This window comes from Pseudomonas canadensis (genome assembly GCF_030980095.1).
In the GTDB taxonomy this organism is placed as follows: domain Bacteria; phylum Pseudomonadota; class Gammaproteobacteria; order Pseudomonadales; family Pseudomonadaceae; genus Aquipseudomonas; species Aquipseudomonas canadensis.
In genome coordinates this window covers 866609-884838 of sequence record NZ_CP133298.1, presented here as the reverse complement: position 1 = coordinate 884838, position 18230 = coordinate 866609, and the positions used below count along the sequence as shown (strand labels likewise).

General features: G+C 62.2%; 12 protein-coding genes. 3 read left to right on the top strand and 9 right to left on the bottom strand.

All coding sequences use genetic code 11. The annotated features are described in order from the left end of the window. Positions 1-34 precede the first annotated feature (34 nt). A complete protein-coding gene (locus tag RB216_RS03975) occupies positions 35-2560 on the top strand; it encodes a PepSY domain-containing protein (RefSeq protein ID WP_308908346.1) in 2526 nt (841 codons plus the stop codon). A gap of 53 nt (positions 2561-2613) precedes the next feature. Here the strand turns inward: RB216_RS03975 and RB216_RS03970 are convergent, their stop codons facing one another. From RB216_RS03970 to ptsP, 4 genes are all read right to left on the bottom strand, one after another. Next, a complete protein-coding gene (locus RB216_RS03970) occupies positions 2614-4155 on the bottom strand; it encodes an alkaline phosphatase D family protein (protein WP_308908345.1) in 1542 nt (513 codons plus the stop codon). Positions 4156-4254: 99 nt separating this feature from the next. Next, entirely contained in the window at positions 4255-5961 is a 1707-nt protein-coding gene (locus RB216_RS03965; protein ID WP_308908344.1) for a PTS fructose-like transporter subunit IIB, read from the bottom strand. Between the two features lie 11 nt (positions 5962-5972). Continuing rightward, on the bottom strand, positions 5973-6893 hold the full coding sequence (gene pfkB / locus RB216_RS03960; RefSeq protein WP_028618808.1) for a 1-phosphofructokinase: 921 nt from the start codon (positions 6891-6893) through the stop codon (positions 5973-5975). Further along, a complete protein-coding gene (gene ptsP / locus RB216_RS03955) occupies positions 6894-9752 on the bottom strand; it encodes a phosphoenolpyruvate--protein phosphotransferase (protein WP_068936019.1) in 2859 nt (952 codons plus the stop codon). Positions 9753-10045: 293 nt separating this feature from the next. Between ptsP and cra the strand changes: the two genes are divergently transcribed. Continuing rightward, a complete protein-coding gene (gene cra, locus RB216_RS03950) occupies positions 10046-11041 on the top strand; it encodes a catabolite repressor/activator (RefSeq protein WP_068936017.1) in 996 nt (331 codons plus the stop codon). 2 nt (positions 11042-11043) lie between these two features. Next, positions 11044-11820 (top strand): TatD family hydrolase, encoded by a 777-nt coding sequence (locus RB216_RS03945; RefSeq protein ID WP_028618805.1) that lies wholly within the window; start codon positions 11044-11046, stop codon positions 11818-11820. On the opposite strand, the gene RB216_RS03940 is transcribed toward RB216_RS03945, so the two are convergent. The 5 genes from RB216_RS03940 to RB216_RS03920 form a co-directional block, all read right to left on the bottom strand. Further along, positions 11770-12198 carry a hypothetical protein gene (locus tag RB216_RS03940; protein ID WP_068936013.1) on the bottom strand — a complete coding sequence of 143 codons (429 nt, stop codon included), beginning with the start codon at positions 12196-12198 and terminating at the stop codon, positions 11770-11772. The genes RB216_RS03945 and RB216_RS03940 overlap by 51 nt on opposite strands. Positions 12199-12324: 126 nt before the next feature. Further along, positions 12325-13029, bottom strand: coding sequence for a methyl-accepting chemotaxis protein (locus RB216_RS29775; RefSeq protein ID WP_372514796.1), 705 nt, complete (start codon positions 13027-13029; stop codon positions 12325-12327). A gap of 1439 nt (positions 13030-14468) precedes the next feature. Further along, positions 14469-15305 carry a regulatory signaling modulator protein AmpE gene (gene ampE, locus RB216_RS03930; protein ID WP_028618802.1) on the bottom strand — a complete coding sequence of 279 codons (837 nt, stop codon included), beginning with the start codon at positions 15303-15305 and terminating at the stop codon, positions 14469-14471. Beyond that, on the bottom strand, positions 15302-15865 hold the full coding sequence (ampD, locus tag RB216_RS03925; protein ID WP_028618801.1) for a 1,6-anhydro-N-acetylmuramyl-L-alanine amidase AmpD: 564 nt from the start codon (positions 15863-15865) through the stop codon (positions 15302-15304). The genes ampE and ampD overlap by 4 nt, the downstream gene beginning before the upstream one ends. A gap of 61 nt (positions 15866-15926) precedes the next feature. Next, a complete protein-coding gene (locus RB216_RS03920) occupies positions 15927-18050 on the bottom strand; it encodes a DUF1631 domain-containing protein (RefSeq protein ID WP_308908342.1) in 2124 nt (707 codons plus the stop codon). Between the last annotated feature and the right edge of the window lie 180 nt (positions 18051-18230).

Here is an 18230-nt window from a genome sequence, read left to right as displayed (position 1 = left end):
GCCCTACATATCCAGATAGACGAGGCGGTCAGACGTGTTGAAGAAAACCCTGTTCCAGTTGCACTGGTTCTTCGGCATTACCACCGGGCTGGTGCTGGCCTTGATGGGGATCACCGGGGCTGCGGTCTCGTTTCAGGATGAAATACTGCGGGCGCTCAACCCCAGCGTACTGACCGTGGAAAAACGCGAAGCCGGCGTCCTGCCGCCCGCCGAGCTGGTGCGCAAGCTGGAAGCCACCGAAGGCCAGACCGTGGCCATGCTGTTCGTGGAGAGCGAGAGCGGCAACGCCGCCCGCGTGTTCTTCACCCCGCCACCCGGTGAACGCCGTGGGCAGCTGCGCTATTTCGACCCCTACACCGGCGACTACATGGGCGACGTGGTCGGCCAGGAGGTTTTCGGCTTCCTGCTGCAATTTCACCGTTTCCTGGTGATGGGCGATACCGGGCGCAATATCACCGGCGCCTGCACACTGATCCTGGTGTTCTTCTGCCTGTCCGGTATGTACCTGCGCTGGCCGCGCCAAGTGGCAAGCTGGCGTGCCTGGCTGACCCTGGACTGGCGCAAAAAGGGCCGCGCCTTCAACTGGGACCTGCACTCGGTATTCGGCACCTGGTGCTTGCTGGCCTATCTGCTGTCGGCGCTGACCGGACTGTATTGGTCCTACGACTGGTACAGCCAGGGCCTGACCAAGCTGCTGTCCGACGCCCCACAGAATGAACGGGTGCGCAAACGCGGCCCGGCCCCCGAAGGCCCGGCGCCCGTAGCCAATTACGATGCGATCTGGAGCAGCATCTACAGCAACGCCGGCCCAGGCTTGAGTGCTTACAACATCCGCATGCCGGCCGTCGCCGGGCAACCGGCCACCGTCTACTACCTGCTGGACGATTCGCCCCATGACCGCGCGCTGAACCAGATCAACCTGGACCCGGCGACCGGCGAGGTGAAATCCCATGACCGCTACGCCAGCAAGACCTTCGGCTCACAACTGCTGACCAGCGTCTACGCGCTGCACACCGGCAGTTACTTCGGCCTGGCGGGGCGGATCATCCTCACGCTCAGCTCGGTGCTGATGCCGCTGTTCTTCATCACCGGTTGGCTGCTTTACCTGGACCGTCGTCGCAAGAAACGCCAGGTGCGTGACGCGCGCAAAGGCCTCTCGGCCAACGCCAGCGATGCGCCAGCCTGGCTGATCGGCTTCGCCAGCCAGAGCGGTTTTGCCGAGCAGCTTGCGTGGCAAACAGCAGGCCAATTGCAGGCGGCTGGTTTGCCGGTGAAGGTGCAGTCCCTGGGCAGCGTCAGCCAGGATGATCTGCGCCAGTCGGAAAATGCGCTGTTCGTGGTCAGCACCTTCGGCGACGGTGAAGCGCCCGACAGTGCCCGCGGTTTCGAGCGCAGTGTGCTCGGCCAAGACCTGTCCCTAAAGGGTTTGAACTACTCGGTCCTGGCCCTGGGCGACCGTCAATACGAACACTTCTGCGGCTTTGCACGCCGCCTGCACTTCTGGCTGACCAACCAGGGCGGCAACGCACTGTTTGCCCCGGTGGAAGTCGACAGCGGCGACACCACCGCCCTGCTGCACTGGCAACAACAACTGGGCCAGCTGACAGGCCACGCCCCGGCGGCCGCTTGGCCAACCGCCCAGTACGAAAACTGGACGCTGAGCCAACGCTCCCTGCTTAACCGCGACAGCGCGGGCTCAGATGTTTATTTGCTGGGCCTCACCTCGCCTTCACCGCAAAGCTGGCAGGCCGGCGACCTGGTGGAAGTATTGCCGCGCAACTGCCCCTGGGCCATCGAGCACTTCCTCGAAGGCCTGGGCCTGGCCGGCAGTGACGGTGTGCTGATCGACGGCATGGTGCACACCCTCGATCAAGCCCTGGCCACTCGCCAATTGCCGACGCATCGCGCCCACCTGGTCGGCCTGCATGCCCAGGCGCTGGTGGACGCGCTGGTACCGCTGGGCATGCGCGAATACTCCATCGCCTCGATTGCCAGCGATGGCGTACTCGAATTGATCGTGCGCCAGGAACGCCACCCCGACGGTAGCCTGGGTCTCGGTTCAGGCTGGCTCACCGAACATGCCGCCCTCGGCTCAAGCATCAGCCTGCGCCTGCGCCGCAACAGTGGTTTCCATCTACCAGACGTACCCGTGCCACTGATCCTGCTGGGCAACGGCACCGGCCTGGCCGGCCTGCGCAGCTTGCTCAAGGCGCGCATTGCCGATGGCCAGCAGCGCAACTGGCTGCTGTTCGGTGAACGCAATATCAAGCATGACTTCCTCTGTCAGGACGAGCTGCAAGGCTGGCTGGCCAGTGGTGACCTGGCGTTGCTGGACCTGGCTTTTTCCCGCGATCAGGAGGAAAAAATCTACGTGCAGGATCGTCTGCGCGAGTCCGCCGAGGTGCTGCGTAGATGGCTAAGCAACGACGCGGCGATTTATGTGTGCGGGAGTTTGCAGGGAATGGCGGCTGGAGTGGACCAGGCGCTGGTGGACATCCTCGGCAATGAGGCCGTGGAGCGCTTGATCGAGCAAGGCCGCTACCGGCGCGATGTCTACTGACCTTCCCCCTTTACTGCAGGAGCCGGCTTGCCGGCTCCTGCAGGGAGCGGGATTTAGGCGGGTTGTAGCTTTTGTTCGAACACTGAGACGCCATCCAGGTCGCGCAGGATTACGGTCAACTCCGCCGTCTGCCCATCAATCTGCACCTCACCAAAAAACTGAAAACCCGCGAACGGCGAGGTGTTCTGTGCCGGCGGAGCCTTCTCGAACACCACTTCGGGGCCAAAGGTTTTATCCAGTGGGTTGGGCCCGAAACTCCCCGCATTCAACGGCCCGGCGACAAACTCCCAGAACGGCTCGAAATCCTGGAACGCCGCGCGATCCGGGTGATAGTGGTGCGCGGCGCAGTAGTGCACATCTGCCGTCAGCCACACGTGATTGCGCACCTTGTGCGCCCTTAAAAAGCCCAGCAGTTCGGCAATTTCCAACTCACGTCCTTGCGGTGCGCCTGGGTCACTATTGGCAATCGCTTCCCAACGCGGTACGCCAGGGCTCACTTCACCATCGGGTACACCCAGGCCAATCGGCATGTCAGCCGCGATGACTTTCCACTGCGCCTGCGAACCTTTGAGCTCACGCTTGAGCCAGTCCAATTGCTCGCGGCCGAGGAAGGGTTTTTCACTACCCAGGTTGTCATCGTTCGGTCCGCGATAGCTACGCATGTCCAGCACGAACACATCCAGCAGCGGACCATAACTGAGCTTGCGATAAATCCGTCCGCCGCCGTCGGCGCTCTGCCGGCGCATCGGTGAATATTCCAGCCAGGCCTGGCGCGCACGGCCGACCAAGGTGTTGATGTCCTTGACCTGGTAACGCTCATCCAACTGCTTGCTTGGAGACCAGTTGTTCACCACTTCATGGTCGTCCCACTGCCAGATCTGCGGCACTTCGGCGTTGAAGCGACGGACGTTTTCATCCATCAGGTTGTAGCGGTAATTGCCGCGATACTCATCCAGGGTTTCGGCAACCTTGCTCTTGGCTTCGGTGGTGATGTTGCGCCAGATGCGCCCGTTTTCGACCGTAAGCTGTGCCGGCACCGGACCGTCGGCGTAGATGGTGTCGCCGCTGTGGATAAAGAAATCCGGCAAGCGCAGGCGCATGGCTTCATAGATACGCATGCCGCCAATGTCCGGGTTGATGCCGAAGCCCTGGCCGACGGTGTCGCCGCTCCACACAAAACGGATATCGCGGCGCTGTTGCGGCACGCTGCGCAGGTGGCCAAACCAGGGTTCGCTGGCGATGCCGGTCTGGGCATCTTCGAAGTGCACGCGGTAGAAAATCGCCTGATCGGCGGGCAGCCCGGTGAGTTCGACGCGGGCGGTAAAGTCGGTGCGGTTATCGGCCAGGGGCGAAACAAATCGACGCGGGTTGCTGAATACGCTGCGGGTGTCCCACTCCACCACCATGCGGGCCGGGCGGTCGCTGCGGCTCCAGATCATGGCGCGATCACCGAGCAGGTCGCCGGACTGCACGCCGTCGGTGAGTTGCGGCCGGTCCTTGACCGAGGCAATCACCGCCGGGGCCAGGCCCGGCAACAACAGGCCGGCGCCGACGGCTTGCATAACGCGGCGGCGGCCAAGATCGAAGTGGCTCATGCAGGTGCCCTCTTGAGTATCAAAAGGGAAACTTAACCACGTCGGGATGAAAGCCAGATGACACCCCCTGTAGGAGCCGGCTTGCCGGCTCCTACAGGGTCAGGCAGGGGCGACGGCCAGCTCTTGCGCTTCGGGGCGTTTGATCAGCGCGTACACCAACCCCGTCAGCAGGCTACCGGCAACGATTGCCAGCAAATACAGCAACGCATGGTTCATCGCGTTCGGGATCACCAGCACCGCCAGCCCGCCGTGGGGCGCTGCCAGTTTGCAACCAAAGTACATCGACAAGGCACCGGCCAACGCGCCACCGGCGATGCTGGCCGGGATCACACGCAGCGGATCTTTAGCCGCAAAGGGAATCGCACCTTCGGAAATGAACACCATCCCGAGAATGATCGCGGCCTTGCCAGCTTCCCGCTCCGTCTGGGCGAACTTGCGGCGCGCCAGGAACGTGGCGATGCCCATGCCGATGGGCGGCACCATGCCCGCGGCCATCACCGCGGCTATCGGCGCGCCACTGTGCTCGGCGAGCATGCCGACCGAGAACGCGTAGGCGGCCTTGTTGATCGGCCCGCCAAGGTCGACGCACATCATGCCGCCCAACAGAACGCCCAGCAGCACGGCGTTGGCGGTGCCCATGGTGTTGAGGAATCCCGTCAGGCCCACCAGCATCCGCGCCACCGGCGGCCCGACCAGATAGATCATCGCAAGGCCGGTGAACAGGCTCGCCAGCAACGGGATGATCAGGATCGGTTTGAGCGAATCCAGGCTCTGCGGCAGTTGCACCGCGCGGCTGATCAGCTTGACGCAGTAGCCGGCGAGGAAACCGGCGAATATCCCGCCGATGAAGCCTGCACCCAGGGTCGTCGCCAGCAGCCCGCCAATCATGCCGGGGGCCAGGGCGGGACGGTCGGCAATGGAGTAGGCGATATAGCCCGCCAGCAGCGGCACCATCAACATGAAGGCCTGGTTACCCACCGTTTTCAACGCGGCGGCAAGGGTGCCTTGCTCTTCAAACGCCGTGATGCCGAACATGAATGACAAGGCGGTCAACAATCCACCCGCCACCACCATCGGCAACATGAACGACACCCCGGTGAGCAGGTGTTTGTAGACGCCGGTTTTTTCCTTCTTGGCCACGGTACCGCTGGCCGCGCTTTCCACCGAGCCTTCAGCAAGGGCTTTGTTAAGGGTGGCTTCGGATTGCTTGAGGGCAATGCCGGTGCCGCAACGGTAGATCTTCTTGCCGGCGAAGCGCTCGGTGGCGACTTCAATATCGGCGGCCAGCAACACCACGTCTGCATCAGCGATGGCCTGCGGGCTCAAGGGTGTACGGGCACCGACCGAGCCTTGGGTCTCGACCTGCAATTCGTAGCCCAGACGCTTGGCGGTCTGCTGCAAGGCCTCGGCCGCCATGAAGGTGTGGGCGACGCCCGTCGGGCAAGCGGTGATCGCAACAATACGCGGCGCTTTTTTGGCCGCGTGTTCGGTGGCGACATGCACCTGCGCCTCTTCGGCGCCGCGCCGCAATACGGCGTCGACATCCGCCAGCGCCTGGGCCGGCGTGCTCTGGAACACACGCTTGCCGACAAACCGCTGCATATCCACCGGGGTGCTGCTGACCAGCAACACCCATTCGGCGTCGTCGATCGTGGCTTGGGACAACTGGCGTTCCGGGCGCTGCACATCCACCACTTCAACGCTGGTGCTCCAGCCCTGGCGCTGTGCGGCGGCGTCCAACAAGCGGGCGCACAGCACACTGGTGACCATGCCGTTCGGGCAGGCGGTAACAATGGCTAACTTCATCACAAACCCTCTTATTGTTCTGTCAGCGCGCGCACGTGGACGCCGCTTTCGAGGCGCGCCAACTGCGCGTGATCGCTGATGCCGAAACCGATCTGCGTCACCGCCATCGCGGCAATCGCCGTGGCTCGGCGCAAGGTTTGCTCCGGCGTATCACCCGTGAGCAGACCGTGGAGCATCCCGGCCAGTAGCGAGTCGCCGGCGCCGACGGTGCTGGCGACCACGACCTTGGGCGGTGTGGCGTGCAGCGATGCGCCTGGGCTGTACCAGCTCACGCCGGCGGCGCCGTCGGAAACCACCACGTGTTCCACACCTTGTTGATGCAATTGGCTGATGGCATCCGGGGCATTACCCAGTGCGTCGGCCAGTTCTTCGGTATTGGGTTTGACCAGCCACGGGCCGGCTTTCAAACCGGCGCGCAGCGCTTCGCCGCTGGTGTCCAGGGCGACTTTCAAGCCACAGCGTTTCAACTGTTCCAACAGCGCTTGAAACCACTGCGGGCTAACACCGCGCGGCAAGCTGCCGGCCACCACCACGGCATCAAAGTCGGGGGCAATCTGCGCCAGTTTTTCCAGCAACGCGCTCTGCGCCTGCTCCGTCACCTGCGGCCCCGGTGCATTGATGTCGGTGACCCGGCCATCCTGCTCGGCAATCTTGATATTGCTGCGGGTTTCACCGGTCACGCGGATAAACGCATCAGTAAAACCACGCTGTGCAATCAGCGCTTCGAAGGCCTGCGGGTTGCCGTCGCCGAGGAAGCCGCCCACAGTCAGTTCATGGCCAAGATCGGCCAGCACCTGCGCCACATTCACACCCTTGCCGGCGGCATGGGTCAGCAGGGTTTCGCTGCGATTGACTTCACCCGGTTCCAGGCGCGCCAGGCGTACCGTCAGGTCCAACGCCGGGTTCAGCGTCAGGGTCAGAATCCTTGCCATCTACACGGCCTCCACTAGGGCTCGCACTTCGGCGGGCGAGCCCACCGCCAGTGCTTGTTGCGCCAGGCCCTGGGCCTCGCTCAGACTGAATTCGCGTACACGCGCCTTCACTTCGGGAATGCTGCGAGCCGACACGCTCAGCTCATCAACGCCCAGGCCGATCAGCACCGGCACGGCCAACGGGTCCGCAGCCAGCTCGCCGCACACGCCGACCCATTTGCCATGGGCATGGGCGGCGCGCACGGTGATGTCGATCAGTTGCAACACCGCCGGGTGCAGGCCATCGGCCTGGGCCGACAGGGTCGGGTGGCCACGGTCGATGGCCAGGGTGTACTGGGTCAGGTCGTTGGTGCCGACACTGAAGAAGTCCACCTCCTTGGCCAGCACCGGCGCGAGCAGTGCCGCCGACGGCACTTCGATCATGATGCCCAGTTGCAAGTCCGCCACCGGGATCTCCAGGCGCAGGCGCTCGGTCATGTCGCGGGCTGCGCGCCATTCATCGACGCTGCCGACCATGGGAAACATGATGCGCAGCGGGCGGTTATCCGCAGAGCGCAGCAGCGCACGTAACTGCGCTTCCATGATCTGCGGGCGCTGCAGGGTCAGACGAATACCGCGCACGCCGAGGAAGGGGTTTTCTTCCTCGGCGATTGGCCAATACGGCAGCGGTTTGTCGCCGCCGACATCGAGGGTGCGCACCACCAACGGGCGACCGGCGAGGCCGTCGAGGACGCGACGGTATTCGGCTTCCTGGGTGGCCTCGTCCGGCGCTTGCGGGTGGGCCATGAAAATCAGTTCGGTGCGCAGCAAGCCAATGCCTTCGGCGCCCTGCTCCACCGCGCTGGCAACCCCGGCGCTTTCGCCGATATTGGCAAACACCTCCACGGCATGCCCGTCGCGGGTCAGCGCCGGTTCATGGCGCTGCGCCGAGGCGGCTTGCAAGCGTTGTTCGCGGGTGTCGCGCTCGACCGTTGCGCGCTGCAGGGTAGCGGCGTCGGCGTCCACATGCAGGCGGCCGCGCTGGCCATCCAGCAATAACGGCGTACCGGCGGCCAGCAGCAACACCGTCGGACCGGCACCAACCAACGCCGGAATACCCAGCGCACGAGCGACAATGGCGCTGTGGGCCGTCGCGCCGCCACGGGCAGTGAGGATGCCGGCGACGCGCGCCGGGTCCAGGCGCGCCACATCGGACGGACCGACTTCATCCATCACCAGAATGTAAGGTTCGCTCGGCTCCTGGGCGGTTTCGACGCCACACAGTTGCGCCAGCACGCGGCGACCAATGTCACGCAGGTCGGCGGCACGCTCGGCGAGCAAAGCATCCTGCAACGACTCCTGCTGCTTGGCGGCCGCCTCGATCACACTCATCCACGCCGCTTCAGCGCTTTCGCCTTGCTTGAGGCGGGTGTCGACTTCGTCGGTGAGTTCCGGGTCGTCGAGCATTTCCTGATGGGTGATGAAAATCTCGCGGATCGCCTTGGACGGGTTGCGTTCGATCAGGCCTTGGATATCACGACGCACATCACCCAAGGCGCTGTGCAGGCGCTGGCGCTCGATGGCCGAGGATTCGCCACGCAGTGGGTAATCGAAGACCTGCTGAACCTGGATGTGCGCTGGGCCGATGGCAATGCCCGGCGCGGCGGCGATGGCCTGGATCTGGCTGCCGGCCAAGGGTGCGCTGAGCACTGGCTCGACATCGACGACTTCAGGCTGGATATTCACAGTCGGCAGCGGCTCGACCTCTTCACCCAGGCCTTCTTCCACCGCCGCCAACAGCGCGGGCAGCGCGTCGCCGGCAATGGTCGGCTCGGCGACAAACTCCAGCACCTGGCCGCGACGCGCACCGAGGCTCAGCAGTTTGCTCAGGCTTTTCACCGACACGGCGCCGACCGGGCCATCGACGATGCGCACTCGGAGGTCGCCCTCAAAACTTTTCGCCAACTGCGCAAGGATCTTCGCCGGGCGCGCATGCAGGCCGTGGGCGTTGGCCAGGGTGATGCGCGCAGTGGGCCAATCTGGAGGCAATTCACCGCCGAGCACTTCAAGCACGGCGCGGCTGCTGGTGGCGCGGCCGAGTTCCTGGCCGCGACCTTCGATCAGCAAGGCACATAGGCGTTCGAGCAACGTCTGATGGGCTTCGCCCAGGCTGGCCAGGCAGAACAGGCCGTTGAGCGGCTGACCGAGGTAACGCATGGGTTTGTCCGGGGTGACAAACGCCAGCCCTGGGCGCTTGACGGTCTGCTCGCTGTGCAACCACCACAGGCCATCGCCCAGGGGCAGCGCATCCACCTGCTGCAACACCGCGGCGAAACCATTGCTCACACAATCGGCCTGACGTAACAGGCGTGCGCCGCGCCATACCAGCTCTTCGAAATCGTCGGCGGACACGCCCAGGCTGATCATCTGCGCATCCAGCGCCAGTTCCTGCGGCGCACCTTGCAGCAGTTTCAACAGCGCTTCGGCGCTGCCGGCACGGCGCAGGGCCTGGCCCAGATCGGTTTCGCCGAGGGCGCGGGTGAGCAGTTGCAACAGGCGCAGATGTTCGTCGGATTTGGCGGCGATGCCGATGGCCAGGTACACGATCTGGCCATCGCCCCAGTCCACCCCTTCGGGGAACTGCAGCAGGCGCACACCGGTGGAGAACACCTGGTCACGGGTTTCGGGGGTGCCGTGGGGGATGGCGATACCTTGGCCAAGGAAGGTCGAGCCTTGGGCTTCACGGGCTTGCAAACCACTGAGGTAACCCTCGGCGACCAGGCCGTCGGCCACCAGTTTTTCAGCGAGCAGGTGCAAGGCAGCAGATTTGTCCACGGCCACCTGGCCCATGGAAATCTGCTCTACAGTGAGCTCAAGCATGCCGTTCTCCTAGTTAGTGCGGTGGCGCACTAGGTATTGTTTTAAACAAACAGTGTAAAGGGTGTTCAAGAATTACTGACTGAGCAGTCAATTGGCAGTAGCCACTCCGTCGCGAACGTCGTAAAAATACGCTGGCTGAAACGTTTAATCTAGATCTTATGGAAGACTACGCGTTAATTGCGCATCCTTGAAGAACCGCTCGGCGCTTGAGCCAGGACATTGGTCGTGTACAGGAATCGGTTACGATTGGAGAAAATGTCGGGGCAAGCTCCAGAAAACAAGGAAATCCCGGTTTGAAACTCAGTGATATCGCGCGTCTTGCCGGTGTGTCCGTGACCACCGCCAGCTACGTCATCAATGGCAAGGCTGAACAGCAACGCATCAGCAGTGCCACCGTCGAACGGGTGCGTGCCGTGGTCGAAGCCCATGGCTTTACCCCCAACCCCCAGGCCGCCGGGCTGCGCAGTCGGCACACGCGCACCTTGGGCTTTATCCTGCCCGACCTGGAAAACCCAAGCTATGCGCGCATCGCCAAGCTCCTGGAGCAAGGCGCACGGGCACGCGGTTATCAACTGCTGATCGCCAGCTCCGACGATGACGCCGACAGCGAACGCCAACTGCTGCAACTGTTCCGCGCCCGTCGTTGTGATGCGCTGTTTGTCGCCAGCTGCTTGCCGGCCAGCGATGACAGTTACCGCGAGTTGCAGGCCAAGGGGCTGCCAGTGATCGCTATCGACCGGGTGATGGGCGCAGATCATTTCTGCTCGGTAGTCAGCGACGACCGCCAGGCGTGCCAGCAATTGACCAGCAGCCTGTTGCAACCCCTGCCCAAGCAGATCGTGCTGATCGGCGCTCGGCCCGAGCTAAGCATCAGCCAGGAACGTGCCGCCGGTTTCCGCGAGGCGCTGCGCGGGTTCACCGGCGAAGTGATCGTCGAACACGGCGAAGCCTTCAGTCGCGACTGTGGCCGACAGTTGATGGAGCAACTTCTGCAGCAACTGGGGCATTTGCCTGACGCACTGGTGACCACGTCCTACGTGCTGTTGCAAGGCGTGTTCGACGCACTGCATGATTTCCCGCTCAAATCACGGCCGCTGCGCCTGGGCACCTTTGGCGATACCCAGTTGCTGGATTTCCTGCCGCTGCCGGTCAACGCCATGGCCCAGCAACATCAACTGATCGCCGAGACCGCGCTGCGCCTGGCCCTGGCCGCGGTAGAAGACGAACAGTACCAACCCGGCGTGCATGCCATCGGCCGGACGTTCAAGCAACGCATTCGCGAGGCTTGAGCGTGGAGCTGATCGACACCCACACCCATTTGGACTTCCCGGATTTCGACAGCGATCGCCGGGAAGTCCTCGCCCACAGCCGAGCCTTGGGCGTGCAACGCATGGTGGTGTTGGGGGTGTATCAGCAGAATTGGCAGCGGTTATGGGACCTGGTGCAAGCGGATGAAGGCTTGTTCGCTGCCTTTGGCCTGCATCCGGTGTACCTCGATGACCATCGCCCCGCCGACCTGACGGAACTGGGCGACTGGCTGACTCGCCTGCACGGCCACCGGCAACTGTGCGCCGTGGGCGAAATCGGCTTGGATTACTTCCTCGAACAACTGGACCGCGAACGCCAGCAGAGCCTGTTTGAAGCGCAGCTGAAACTGGCGGTGGACTTCCAATTGCCAGCACTGCTGCACGTGCGTCGTAGCCACGCCGCCGTCATCGCGACCCTCAAGCGCATTCGCCTGCCCCGTGGCGGCATCATCCACGCGTTTGCCGGTAGCCGCGAAGAAGCCCGTGAATACATCAAGCTCGGCTTCAAACTGGGCTTGGGCGGCGCCGCCACCTGGCCTCAGGCCCTGCGCATGCACAAGGTGCTGGCCCACCTGCCGTTGGATGCGGTGGTACTGGAAACCGACTCACCGGATATGGCGCCCGCCATGTATCCCGGCCAACGCAACAGCCCCGAACACCTGCCGGCTATCTGCACAGCGCTTGCCGAACTGATGGATACCAGCCCTCTATTACTGGCTGAGGCGAGCACACGCAATGCGTGCGAGCTGTTCGATTGGTAGCGCGGGCGTGACCAACTGCAGATTCAACGTCATGCGCTGGCGGTAACGGGCGTATCGCAACACCAGGAAATGCACGAGCAACACCACCAGCGAGATGTTGAATTGGCCGATCACACTCATCAGACCCACCCACTCTGCCACCAGCGCAACGATCATTACCATGCAGGTCAACATCACCATGCTCGGACGCACCAGTGCCCAATGATCCAGAGACCTGAATTGACGCAACTGTCGAGGGCAGTTCAACTGCAAGATCCACTGACAGTAAGGACAATCGAACGGTTCTTCGATGGCGATGGCATTCAGTTGCCAAGGCTTGAGATTAAAAGTGATATCACAGTGAGCGCAGTGCCCCTTGATGCCGATTACAGCGTTCATCGCTGTGCCTCCTTAGGACATTAAATCGAATGAAACAATTTTCACTCATTCAAAACTCCTGAAAAGAGACGCAGCGATATCAGGACAAGCACCACGCCAGCAAACGACAAATCCTACATTCCGAACTCACACACGAAACGCGCCGATCAATTGTTTCAGCTCAATCACCTGCAGCGACAACTGGCGACTCGCCGCTTCGGTCTGATGCGCGCCTTCGGCGGCATGTTCACCAGCTCGATTGATTGCAACGATGTTCTGGTCGATATCGTGGGCGACGGCGGTTTGTTGCTCCACCGCGGCGGCAATCTGCTGATTCTGATCGACGATCATCCCAACGGCACCGAGGATATTTTCCAGGGCTTGCTGGACTTTTTCCGACTGTTCCACGGTGCCACTGGCCATTTCATGGCTGCTGCCCATGGCCTTCACGGCCGCCGCTACGCCGCTGTGCAAGCGGCCGATCATCTGTTCGATTTCTTCGGTGGAATGCTGGGTGCGTCGCGCCAGGGTGCGCACCTCATCGGCCACCACCGCAAACCCACGCCCTTGCTCGCCGGCGCGCGCGGCTTCGATGGCCGCGTTAAGGGCCAGCAGGTTGGTTTGCTCGGCAATGCTTTTGATCACTTCCAGCACGCTGCTGATGGACTGGCTGTCGGTGGCCAGTTGGTTGATCACCCGCACCGACTGATCGATTTCCGTGGCGAGCCGCGCAATGCTGCCCTGCTGAGACTGCACCAGGCCACGGCCGCTGACGGTTTCGGCGTTTACGCTGTGGGCACTGCTGACCGCCGCTGCCGCGCTTCGCGCGACCTCTTGGGCGGTGGACGACATCTGGTTCATCGCGGTCGCGACCTGCTCGATCTGCGTACGCTGCCCGGAAACCGCCTGATTGCTCTGGGCCGAGACCGTCTCCACCTGCCCGGCCTGCAACTCGACCTGGCTGACGGTGTGCCCGACGCGCTCGATCAAATCATGGATCTTCGCCACGGTACCGTTGAACACCTGGCCCAGGTCACCCAGCTCATCGCGGCTATGCGCAACAAAGGTGACGGTCATGTCACCGGCCGCGACCTTATCCATCATCGCGCCCAGACGGCTTAACGTGGTACGCGTTGAGGCGTAGAAGCCTGCATACAAGTAGAAAATCAACAGGAACACCGCGCTCAGGGCCACGACCAACACCACCATGTGCGTGCGGTTCTGTGCCAGGCGTTGTTCCAACTGCTGCCCGAGAAAGGTCAGCGTGGCGTCATCCAACTGATAGGTCTGGGCCATCAACCGGCTGACCCCGTCGTAGAAATCCTGCCAAGGCGCGTCGAGGGTTTCGGCCATCACCACCTGTTCTTCGAATAACTCGCTGCCTTGCTTGAGGCTGGCGTTGCTGGTACTGGCCAGGCTGTCGAGGGCCGCATGCGCGGCTTTGCTGGCGCCCAAGGCATCCTGCAACTTCAGGCCATATTCGGCCTGGAGTTTTTCCAATTGCTGCAACAGTTCGTCAAAGCGTGTGCTGGACGACGAATTGAGAAAGCCTTGGCCCAGAGAATAAGCGCCCATTGCCCGGCCTTCGCCCAATGTCTGGGTGACCTGCGGGGTCACGCTGGTGATCAGCTCACTAAGTTGGCGCAGATCGCCTTGGGAATCGCGGCTTAAACCGGATTGGCTGGCGATGATCTGGCTGAGCATCTGAGCCTTGTTGAGCAATTTGCCGATCAGCGCACTTTTGCTCAGCAGCGACGTTTCCTGCTGCTGGGCCTTGAAGGCGGCGATCAACTCGTCGCGCTTGGCGTCAAACGCGGCCATTTGCTCGGGCTCGGTCGTCATGGCGTTGAGGCTTTGCAGGCGACTCAACACGCTTTGTTCCAAGGCGCTGATCTTGCCCTCAAGGTCGCCCGCCTTACCGGACTGGCCTAGCGTGGCGTTGATCTGCACCTGGTTGTTGAGGGTTTCCAGATCGCGGCGCAGGGCCAGGCTGCTCCCAAGCAAGTCGAGGCTTTGCAGCTCCACGCGTGTGCCCTGGAATTCACGCCACGAATCACGCACCAGGTAATAGTTGGTCGCCAGCATCGGCAGCAGGAACAACACGCTGATCAAGCTGAACTTCATGCCGAAGCTCAGGCGATTCATCAGCGCGACGGCGGGATAGAGCAAGCTCTTCACAGGTGAACTCCCTTTCTTTTATTTTTATTGAGGCGCAGGGCGGCAGTTAGCCAGCATCTGTATAGCTCAATTTGAAAGGGAGTTTTGTAACTTAAGGTTAATGAGTTGAGGCGTTAGGGCAGCACCGTCCAGATCGCAAACCCGGCATACCACAGCACCGCTGCGCGCAGCAGCAGTTCCCACAGCCGGTCCAGGCTGTTGATACCATCGGGACCGACCGCCGGTGGCGGGATTTCCGCGGCAACCAGGCCGACTTTCTCCACCAGTTGGGCAGCGCTGATGTCCCAACTCAGCAGTTCGTGCAGCATCACACGGCCAACGGCGACGAAGTTGCCCACCAGGGCAAAACTGGCCGCCAGCAGACGCACCGGAAGCCAGTCAAATGCGTGGCGCAGTTGCCCGGCCCGCTCAGCCACCAAAGGGTTCTTGCTATGTTCACTGGCCAGTGCGAGCAGGCGATAAGCCAGCGCGGCAACCGGGCCCAACAGGAAGTACCAGAAAATCACCGCGAAAAAGCTCTGGTAGGCCTGCCACAACAGATGGCCCTGGACGCGTTCGAGCAGTTGTTCGCCACTGTCGGCGCTCAGGTTCAGGTCACGCTCGGCCACATGCTCGGCGGCTTGCAGATCGCCACGTCGCCAGGCATCGCGGAAGGGGCCGAGTCCGGCGAGCAGATCACCACGGCCCAGGCTGTAGATCACCACCAGCAGGTGCACCGGCAGTGCCAACAGCCCGTAAGCCACCGGCTCCAACACCAGCAGCAGCAACGCCAGCAATGCCACCGGCAACAACACCAGCAATGCCAGGATCAGCCAGGGTTGCTTGCCCATGCGCGGGCTCGATTCCAGCTTGGCCAGTTCACGCAGCCAACCGCCATCACGCTGCAACCGCTGGCGCAGGGCCGAGAACTTCTCGATCCATACGGCCAACACCAACACCAGGAAACTCATCGTGCGTGTCCTCCATCCTGCAGGGCGCTGCGAAAGCGCGTCCAATCAAAAGCCGGGCCGGGATCGGTCTTGCGACCCGGAGCGATATCGCTGTGACCACAAATACGCTGGGGCGTAATGCCGGGGTAAGCCACCAGCAACTGGCGGGTCAGATCGATCAATGACACATATTGAGCGTCAGTGAACGGCTGGTCATCCGTACCTTCAAGCTCCACCCCCAGGGAAAAGTCATTGCAGGTTTCCCGACCCTCGAATTGCGAGATCCCGGCATGCCAGGCCCGGTCGAGACAGGACACAAACTGCGTCACCGCACCATCGCGCTCAATCAGAAAATGCGCAGACACCCGTAGGTCAGCGATCCCTGCAAAGTAGGGATGTTCCGTGACATCCAAGCGGTTCTGGAAAAATTCCTGCACTTTTCCGGTGGCGAACTGCGCCGGTGGCAAGCTGATGTTATGCACCACCAACAGTGAGATTTCGCCTGCGGGGCGCTCGTTGAAGTTGGGCGAAGGGCAATGACGAATGCCCTTGCACCAACCGCTGATGGGGTCCAACTGCATACCGGTTCCTTGAACGAGACAACGTATGACCAGTATGCCGCGTTCGACCCTCCGGTTGCGATCACTTGCCGCGATTGAGTTGACGCAGCTTGCCCACCACGGCGGTCAACGCTCGCTCGAACAAGGGGCCGTCCTCCAGGGTATGCAGCGCCCCCCCCTTGAACGCCAACGCCAGTTGGCCCGCGCTTTTCTCCAACACCTTGAGCCCTGTGCGACTGGTGAAGATATAGGTGTCGGCCGGCGCCATGATCGCCGTCAGCCGGCAGCGCAGCGTAGTGGCTTCGTCTTCCTCGAATACCACCCAGCCACCCACCTTGAGTTGTCGGGCTTTCAGCAGGTCGGGGTCGTTGTCCGGGAGGTCGTGGACCGGATCGAGTGAGGCCGAGGTCAACACAAAGGGTTCAAGCACTTCGATCCACTCGTCGACACCCTCAGCTGCCTGGACATGCAGGGCCTGCAAACGCACGAAGAATTCGCGGGTGCTGAAGGGGTCGAACGCGGCACTGGTCAACCCGTCACGCAAGGCCTTGAGCAAGCCCGGCAGTTGCTCCAGCAAATGACGCCCGGCTTCGGTGTCTTGCTGCAGGCCGACGCTCCAGATCAGTTCGTCCATGGTGCGCAGCCCCGCCTGCCACTGCACCGACTGCTCGCCATGCTTGAGACTGGCCAGCAACAGTACCTGGCTCCAGGCCTGCTGCAGGAACTGCACAACCGGACGCGGCAGGGTCTTGCCCAACAACCGCTTGTTCAGCACATCGGCCACGCGCTGGCGGGCCGCTTCAGTGCGCACGCGCCCGGCCTCGGCATCGCGGGTGTGTTGTTCAAGCAAGTCGCTGCGCCGCCGCTCATCCGCGGTAAACGCACTGAACTCAGTAAGTAACTGGGAAAAAATCGTCGGGTCTTCGACAAACTCGTTAAGCAAGCGCTGCACCACCTGTTCAATGCGCAGGTACAGATGGTCGCGCTGGCCGCCGCCCATGCCAGCCGCCGCAATTTCATTGAGCAGACGCCGCGCCGGGTGGCTGGTGCGACTGAAGAGGCTCTTGTCCAGCACCGCCACTTTCAGCATCGGAATCTGCAGGCGACCGATCAAGGCCTTGAAGGCATCGGGCACAGCGCGGTCGTTGAGGATGAACTCAAACAGCAGCGCGATCAGGTTGATCACATCTTCGTCCGCCTCCTCCACCACACGCGATTTACCACTCTTGACGCTGACGCGAGTGAGCAACTGCTCAAGCTGGTTGCGCAGGTCAAAATCATCCTCGACCTCAGGCTCCGGCACGTACTGCTGCAAATGGGAGAGCAAGCGCAGCAGGTCACGGGTAGCAATGGGCAAGGTTTCGGCGCTGGCTTCAAGGGTCGGCGCCACACTACCGCGGACTGCGGTGAGCAACGGCTGGAGCGCGGCGAAGGCTTCCTGGCCATTTTCGTCGACAGGCGGCAAGGTTTCCTCGCGCGCAAGTTCACGGGACTCACGCGCCTCGATCCGGCGGGACGGTACGGCCTTCAGCTCAGGCAAAACACCCGTCGCGACCAGCAATTGATTGGCTTCGCCGTACAGTTGGTCGGCGTCACTGAGCACGTACTTTTCAAACAACTTGAGCATGATCAGTTTGACGCGAATTTCCACGCCCAGGCTGCGCCCCGCCCGCAGGAAGAACTCACACAACAGTGCAGGCCCCAGTGGGTTTTCACGATCATCCAGGCGATTGCCGAGCAACGCGCTCAAGCGCGCCGTGAGTTGCGCCAAGGCCAAGCCATCACGGTGCCGCACCCGACCCAGCATGGCTTCAAGCGCCACGGCTTTTTCCAGGTCATCCTTGGATGAACCTGGTGCTGCGTCGTAGGAAACCACCGGCACCAACTGCAATTCCCCGCGCCCTGCCTGACCCAGGCTGGCGAAGGCTTCAAACAGGCGTTCCATGAACACACGCTCGAAATTCTTGCGCTTGAGGCGCAGGTCGCGCATGGCCTCGAAGAAAATATGGTGATCCAGGTTGTTACGCGCCTTGTCGGCCATTTCGAACAAAGTGTCGTCGGCGTTATCGAACAAGTCCTGCAGCCCTTGCTGCAACTGTTGCGCCGCCTTGTCGCGGACCTGCAGTAACACCACCGGCAGTCGGGCGAGCGGCGATGGCGTGGCGGGCGCCTTGTTGAAGGGCACCACCTTTCCGTCATTGTGCATCCTGGCCTCCTGAAACGGCGGTATTGGTCTGAACGTCAAAGCTATGACGCCAATTGCAAGGCGCGAGATTATCTTGCAAATGAGGGGGGTTGCGCCAGCAAACTCTGCCTTTGCGCGGTAAATGAGTGGTGAGCCTGGGTTCGAACGCTCGCTGCCCCTATAATCGGGGCACTTTGTCTG